The sequence below is a fragment of the Leptolyngbya sp. FACHB-261 genome (assembly GCF_014696065.1).
GTDB lineage: Bacteria > Cyanobacteriota > Cyanobacteriia > FACHB-261 > FACHB-261 > FACHB-261.
In genome coordinates this window covers 53,442-60,206 of record NZ_JACJPL010000008.1, presented here as the reverse complement: position 1 = coordinate 60,206, position 6,765 = coordinate 53,442, and the positions used below count along the sequence as shown (strand labels likewise).

Here is a 6,765-nt window from a genome sequence, read left to right as displayed (position 1 = left end):
GGGGGGGAAGCGGGTTGCGCTTTCCTCACCGCCGCTTTGCTAATCTACCAACCCCTCACCCAATCGCGCAAGGTGTTGCTTCCCCTATAGCAAATGTTCGGTTATCCGTACTTGTCATTCGGACGCAAGTAGGAAAAGGTTTATCTCCGGCAGTCTCGCTACTAGGTTGCCTAGCTTTCTGTAATTGAGGCTTGCTGTTCAGGCTTTGATTTCTCTTTGTATGTACCGGTTGTATGTACCGGTCCAGATCTTGTTTTTTTCTCATCAAGAGACACGTTATCTCTAGGCGAGACTAAAAGTGAGACTGGAGATCTTTTACTGAGACTTTTTTTCTAGAAGCTCCCGAATATGTTGAAGCTCGGCAAGAATGGCTTGGAGAGTAACGAGAGTGGCTGTTTGAGGGGATTCACTCACCTTGATAGTGACTTGGGCAACGCCTAGGACATCACGGGCAAAGCGAGCCACCTCATTTGGGTGAAAACGCAAGGGCTCATCCGCACTAGTACGCCATTCGGGGTTGAGCCGCTGAGGATCGAAAGGTGGGTTCAAAGCATCCGAGGCGGTATTCGCATAACGATATATAGATGCGCGGGAGCGGCCGAGAATCTTTTGAATGGCCTCAACATCAAGCAGCTCGAGACTTTCTGTATTAAAGTGGGACTCTAAATTGGACAAGGTATCTTGGGGTGAGACAAATCGTTTTTACTTTAAGAGAAATGTGGTCTGGATAGCAAATCTGCTATCCCGCCAAGAGACTTGGTGTATCACCAATAGACCAAGGATTGGATCTTGCGTCTTGAGGTGAGACACCTTACAAGAGCCTAATCACAGCAGCATGGTGTTTGCCTTATTAAGGCAATGAAAAAAGTAGCTGTTGGAATCGCCCGCGAAATTCTGCTCACGCCCCAGACAACCTTGAGTAACTGGATTCAGGGAAACCGATAGGTGATTGCTCTACGAAATCGCTTGAATCCGCAGGAGTTTGACCAAATCAATTACCAATCAATTCAAGGCTAGCTTCCCAGTTCAAATGGTCTGCGAGTCTCTGCTCCTCACTAACCTCTCCCTAGACCTACAAACCGACTGCTGAGGTTTGGTGAATGACAGTTCAGCTCTGCAAAGCGACAGCCGAGACTTCTAAACTGATATTTGAGGCATCTGAAGCGACTGTTGAGATCTCCGAAGTGATCGTTGAGTCCTCTGAAACGGCTTTTCGGACCTGCTAAGCCGCTAATGAGACTTCTGAAGCGACACTTGAGGTCTTCAAAACGACTGCCGAGACCTCTGAAGCGACATTGGAGTTCCTAAATTAGAGGAATCTACATAGACCAGGCTCAAGCGCCGATTCTACACCCGACTCAATTCCAGAGTTCTACGGATCTCGCTATCAAGATCACAGGTTTAGAGTAACTCTATTATCAGTTCCACTCTACTTCTGACATCGAAGTTACCGCCTCTATGACTTATCGGAAACGGCGTTCTACTACCCTGGAAAAAGCACAAGCTCGCTTGAGCGGCTTACAATCAATCCGCTTAGACCTGAACTTAGGTAATGGACTGACTCTACAAAACTATATCGCCCTAATTGCCACCGCAGGCGACCGCTTACAAGCTCATAATCTTGCCCTTTCGGAAGTTGATCGTACTCGCATTGAGCTTGCTGAATCCGAAGCTGCGGTATCCAATTTATCATCGCGCGTCTTGAGTGCAGTTGTAGCAATGTATGGCAAAGACAGCAAAGAGTACGAGCTAGCGGGTGGAAAACCACCAAGTGGCTACAAGCGAGCTAAACAACAAGCACCGGCGGTTAATCTGAATCAGCTTGAAGACGGGAACAAACCCTCCGCCAATGGAGCCGCAACGAACGGCACTGGAGCAGTGTCCCTTTCTCACTGAAAGCTAGCCACTGAGGTAAGCCTGGCCTGAAAGTTCTCTGCTCTAAAACGCTCTGACAGGTCAGAGTCTCCTCGTGCCGCAACCCATATGCAGGTTTGAATATCTCTCTTAATCTATTTAAAGCTCAAATTCCAGAAGTTTTTAGAACACAATTGATTTCAGTTTCAATTTTGCGAAGGGAAGCTGCTTTGGAAAGGGCGTCTTTAGACTTACGGCACTTGAGGACAGGAGTCCCTTTCTGCTCGCTCTCTGGCACCTAATTTGCCTCAAGGCTTACCAATGTGAGTAGTAGCACTTTTTAGACTGGACTGGCTGGGCTTGGAAAGGCATTACCTCTGATCAATTCGTTCAGTTCAAGCAGAAGTCCGAAACGCAAGGTCTAGCTCTAAGCTCAGTCATCTAAGCTCAGTCAATCGAGCTCTAACATCCGTCAAAAGCTTCTTCGGCTGGCTCACTAAAGCCTATCCTCACCCTCTTGAGTTCTATGCTTTTCCTGTGGTGATGATGGAAAAGTCCCGGAACCCTGTGACTCACTCCTCAAGCACTCCAATAAGCAAAGGCAGCGAGGGGAAAGAAGACAAATTCCCTATCAGTTTTTTCTCTTTATGAGATGAATTTTCTCGACCTGAGACTCGCCTTAAGAAGGAGTATCTTTAAATGAGACAAGGATTTGGCTCAGCTTTTTTGTGCCTTGGAGAATCCAAGCAAAAGGATAAGATACTTCTTAGGCAGTAAGTTGCTTCGGAGACTTCATTTCCGTTCAAAGATTCTATTGTTATTATTTAAGCGGAAGGCTGTGTGCCAGTTAGTTTATGACTTTGCGGCAGGGTTTACATGCTTACAAAGGAGCTTAGGGCTCTATTATTGCGTCAGAGCCCTAAGAGCTGGGTTTCAAGGGAAGTGACAGTGCGGAGAACTTTATTCTTCAGTCGAGAACTTTATTGTTTGTGTACACTCTCTTCTCCGAGGCTCTCTATGCCTGAAATGCTTTGACCTATTGCGGGACCCGCAGTTTACCTTCGACTGAAACCTTCTGAGGAAGGGAGATCCAGAAGCTGACTCCTAGGGCTGGACTGAAATTGGACTAGTTCTACAGCCCCCTGCTCTGGGCTTCTAGAGGCTTCGAATAGGTTGTCAGGGTGAGGGGGAGGACAGCTGAGGGTATACATGAGCTAATCGCGCCTTTGGGCACAGTTACGCGAAATGAGCTATATTCCGTGGCTGATTTTGAATATCCAATTAAGGCTTTATCTCCCGTGAAGTTAGGAGAGAACCACCATCAGTTTAAAGCGCTGAGTTAAAGAGGAAGTCAAGTTGCAGGCAGCAACTACAGTTTGATTCAGTAAGAGATTTTCTCAGATACAGCTTTGTTACTACAAAGTCACACACCAGAAGTTAACGGTAAAACAGCTGAATCCTGAGCATTAAGAACCTGTTCAACGATGTTAGCTGCCTGATTAACACCACCAGCCTCATGAATTTCTTGCTTAAGCCTCTTTGCACTCCTCAAGTAAGAGTCCCCTGTGAGTACTCGTTGGATAGCGGCTTGCAACCTGGGAATGCTCAAGGCTGAGACAGGTAGCACCTCACCAGTTCCTGTCCAACGAATACGCGCTCCGGTTCCTGGTTGTTCGTAGGTGATTGGGATAGCTACCAGGGGAACGCCATAGGTGAGAGAGTCGAGAACAGTATTCAGCCCACCATGGGTGATGGTTAGGCCAGCCTTGGAAATTACCTCTAACTGGGGGGCATACTCCACCACCAAGGGAGAACCAGGAAGTTGCTCTATACCTTCTGTGTCCATGCTGCGGCCATGCGTGATGACTAGCTGGGCATCTAGGCCCTGGCAAGCTGCTGCAATATCGCGAAAGAGATTGTGCTTGGTATTCTGCACACTACCTAGAGAGGCGTAAATTAGAGGTTGACCGGTTAACTGCTCGAAGGGAAATGAAACTATTTGCGGTGACGGGTTCCGCAACGGACCAACATAATGAAATTGTTGAGGTAGCTCAGCGCAGGGAAAATCAAATGCAGCAGGCTGCTGGCTAATCTGAGCCAATGCTCTAGAAGGGACGTAGAGATGTCGGCAAGCGGGTAATTTCCACTGCTGGCGATACTGGTTAATTACTTGCAAGATAGGCTGGCATCCCCGGTCTAACAAGTAATAAGCAACTCGGTTACGAAGGTGTGCCCACCCGCTGTTCTGATAGCTCCAAGGTGTAAAGAAAGGAGGAATATCTGCTGTGCGGTGAATGACCTGAGCACAGCAGATAGAAATGAATGGAATGCCAAGCAATTCAGCAACGGTTTCGCCTGCTGGTTCAAGCTGATCGACTAGCAGAAACTCAATTCCAGTTGCTTCAATGGCACTAGGTGCGTCCTCACAAATGATCTGAGCCACTTTCTGGCAGAAGCTGACAGAATAATGCAGTGCCTCTAGACCACTCAGTTTGCCAATTTGCTTAAAAGTCTCTGCCAGCGAGCCTGGTTGATAGCTAGAGCTACCAATTGGATAGAAACTGAGACCTTCTGACCAAACTTTGAGCTCTAGATCGCCGATTTGTAAGCAAGTAACGCGGTGACCACGCGATTTCAATTCTCGTCCTAGTGCTGCTAGGGGATTTAGGTGACCAGGAAAGGGTGGACAAATGATGCCAAAGTGAGTCATGGATCAGGCTTTAGTAAATTCGAATACGCTTTTTTATGAGGAGGGAAACTGCTCAATGTAGGCTGCTGCTTGTAAAGTTAAACTGCCTGTGACTACATCAAGCTGCTGAATTTGTAATGACATTCCCTGACGGGCAAAATTACGCAGACTTAAAAGTTCGCTTATTCTTGTGAGCAGAGCTTTCACTAACTCTGGTGGAGGTTCTTTGCCTTCCAGATACCGTAGGTTGCGCAGAGCAACTTCTTGCCCGTTGGCTTCAAGGTAAGGATCGGCTGTGAAAGCGATGGCCTTAGTGTTAGCTACTTCGTCTGCAATCACAGTATTAAAAACGATTCTGCTGTCAGCCAGCAAGGAACATTTTATTTCCTCGATCCGAATACTTTGTTGTTGGTGTAGGGATTCAAGGAAAGGTTGAGAGTTAAGGAAACGAGTTAGGTTACCCTCAGAGATCAATAGGCGCAGTGTTCCTTGAGAGGGGTGAACTAGCTTAATCTTCCCTAAAACAGCACTGAAGGGCTTGACCGTGACACGCCCAATTTGCAAATTTAATTCTTCTACATAAAACTCTTGCTCTATGAGCAAGCTATAAATATTAATAGCAATAGAATCTATTTCTCCACGGGCCAGTTTGCTAAGATCTGTCTTGACACGAACTTCTAATTGTTTTGCCTCTTCCAGTTGGCTTGCAAGTGCGATTTCCGCTATTTTGTTAATCGCCTGCTCGCCAAACTTGGACTGGTCCTGAGTCACACTGCTGCCTCAAGTGCACTATCACTGCTTAATGTAAGCATTTCCTGAAAGGAAGATATCAGCCTGTTGGCAGAAGCCAGAATCCTGACAGAGTGAAGTTTGATTTAGTTGGTTTGTGTACTACGCTACTAATTTTTAGACAGCCAAACGTGACCAATAATAGCTAATGCACCTGGTATGCAGGTATCTCAGTGAGAAGTGACAGTCCAATCACAAAAATAAAGTTTTTAATAGAAGAGGAAGAGATCGATGGAGAGCAAATTCTCCTGACCTGATGGCTCTCTAGAACCTTGGCAGTTGTGTTGAGGACATCAGCTGCAACTCAATCATGCCCTTTTCTAAGGAGAAAAAATGTTTGATTCGATGAAGTGGTTAAGTTTCTACACTTTGACCTGCGGAAATTAAGCTACAGAAGTTAACCACCGCTTTAGGCCTAAACTTTAAGCTTGAAGCAGTGGTTTTGTTAAGTCCCGTTATTTCATTCGAGGTGCAATAGCCAATTCTCAGGCCGCAGAATGACTACTACTCACCTCTAGGGGGCTGGTCTCACCGGCAAGTCGCTACGTCGTCCCCACTCATTCCAAGAGCCATCGTAGTTGGACCAATTAGTGTAACCAGCGCGGTGGAGAGCGAAGAGAACTGTGGTCGCAGTAACGCCACCATTGCAGTAGGCAACGACAGGCTGATCTTCTGTTGCACCAACATCTTCAAGAAGAGCAGCTAGTTCCTTGGGCTGCTTCCAAATGCCGGTCTCCGGATTCCAAAACTTCGACGAAGGTAAGTTCACGGCTCCTGGAATATGGCCCCCTCGCCCGCTTAAAGGAATGTCGCCTCGGTATTGTTCAACTGAGCGTCCATCAATCAGGAGAGCAGTTTTCGTCTGACTGATTTGAGCTACTTCATCTACTGTTTTACGCAGTTCAGGGCGAACCTGAGGTACGAACGTTACTGGGTCGACTGTAGGTACCTCGGTCGTAGTCAGGTGACCCTCAGCAATCCACTGTTGCCAACCCCCATCCAAGATAGAAACTCGATCGTGACCATAGTATAGGAAAACCCACCAGAGACGAGTAGCAAACAAATGCCCCTGTTGGTCATAGATAACCACATGTGTCTCATTGCTAATTCCTAATCTAGAGGCCCAGGCGGCAAACTGCTCTTCGGTTGCAACTTGAACGGGTACAGGATCACTCGCGTCGGTGATGTCTCGTGTCCAGTCAACAAATATTGCTCCTGGCAGATGAGCTGCCTGATACTCTTCTCGCCTGTCTCGGTAGGAACTAACCCAAGCTCCACTGGCATCAGGGGCATGACCGGTGTAACCGCGCACATCTAAAATCCGGATCTGTGACTCATGGAGATGGTCATTCAGCCAGGCTGTGCTGACTAGTGAGTCTACGGTCGGTAGAGTAGTCATCAGTTACTCCTGATTAGAAGGAAACTCAGCTATC

Annotated in this window: 5 protein-coding genes; 1 reads left to right on the top strand and 4 read right to left on the bottom strand. The window is 47.2% G+C overall.

Annotation, left to right across the window (positions count from 1 at the left end; all coding sequences use genetic code 11):
- Positions 1-315 precede the first annotated feature (315 nt).
- Positions 316-675 carry a DUF8631 domain-containing protein gene (locus tag H6F94_RS04180; RefSeq protein ID WP_190800981.1) on the bottom strand — a complete coding sequence of 120 codons (360 nt, stop codon included), beginning with the start codon at positions 673-675 and terminating at the stop codon, positions 316-318.
- Positions 676-1,458: 783 nt separating this feature from the next.
- Between H6F94_RS04180 and H6F94_RS04175 the strand changes: the two genes are divergently transcribed.
- Positions 1,459-1,896 (top strand): hypothetical protein, encoded by a 438-nt coding sequence (locus H6F94_RS04175; RefSeq protein WP_190800980.1) that lies wholly within the window; start codon positions 1,459-1,461, stop codon positions 1,894-1,896.
- Between the two features lie 1,381 nt (positions 1,897-3,277).
- Here the strand turns inward: H6F94_RS04175 and H6F94_RS04170 are convergent.
- The 3 genes from H6F94_RS04170 to H6F94_RS04160 all read right to left on the bottom strand — a co-directional run bounded on the left by H6F94_RS04170 (position 3,278) and on the right by H6F94_RS04160 (position 6,731).
- Positions 3,278-4,564, bottom strand: a complete 1,287-nt coding sequence (locus tag H6F94_RS04170) for a glycosyltransferase (protein WP_190800979.1) — start codon at positions 4,562-4,564, stop codon at positions 3,278-3,280.
- Between the two features lie 33 nt (positions 4,565-4,597).
- Entirely contained in the window at positions 4,598-5,314 is a 717-nt protein-coding gene (locus H6F94_RS04165) for an LmeA family phospholipid-binding protein (RefSeq protein ID WP_190800978.1), read from the bottom strand.
- Between the two features lie 532 nt (positions 5,315-5,846).
- On the bottom strand, positions 5,847-6,731 hold the full coding sequence (locus H6F94_RS04160; RefSeq protein ID WP_190800977.1) for a sulfurtransferase: 885 nt from the start codon (positions 6,729-6,731) through the stop codon (positions 5,847-5,849).
- Positions 6,732-6,765: the final 34 nt, after the last annotated feature.

Excerpts from the sequence above, each read along its gene's own strand:
- H6F94_RS04160 (WP_190800977.1), bottom strand. The coding sequence starts at position 6,731 with ATGACTACTCTACCGACCGTAGACTCACTAGTCAGCACAGCCTGGCTG.
- H6F94_RS04170 (WP_190800979.1), bottom strand. The coding sequence starts at position 4,564 with ATGACTCACTTTGGCATCATTTGTCCACCCTTTCCTGGTCACCTAAAT.
- H6F94_RS04175 (WP_190800980.1), top strand. The coding sequence starts at position 1,459 with ATGACTTATCGGAAACGGCGTTCTACTACCCTGGAAAAAGCACAAGCT.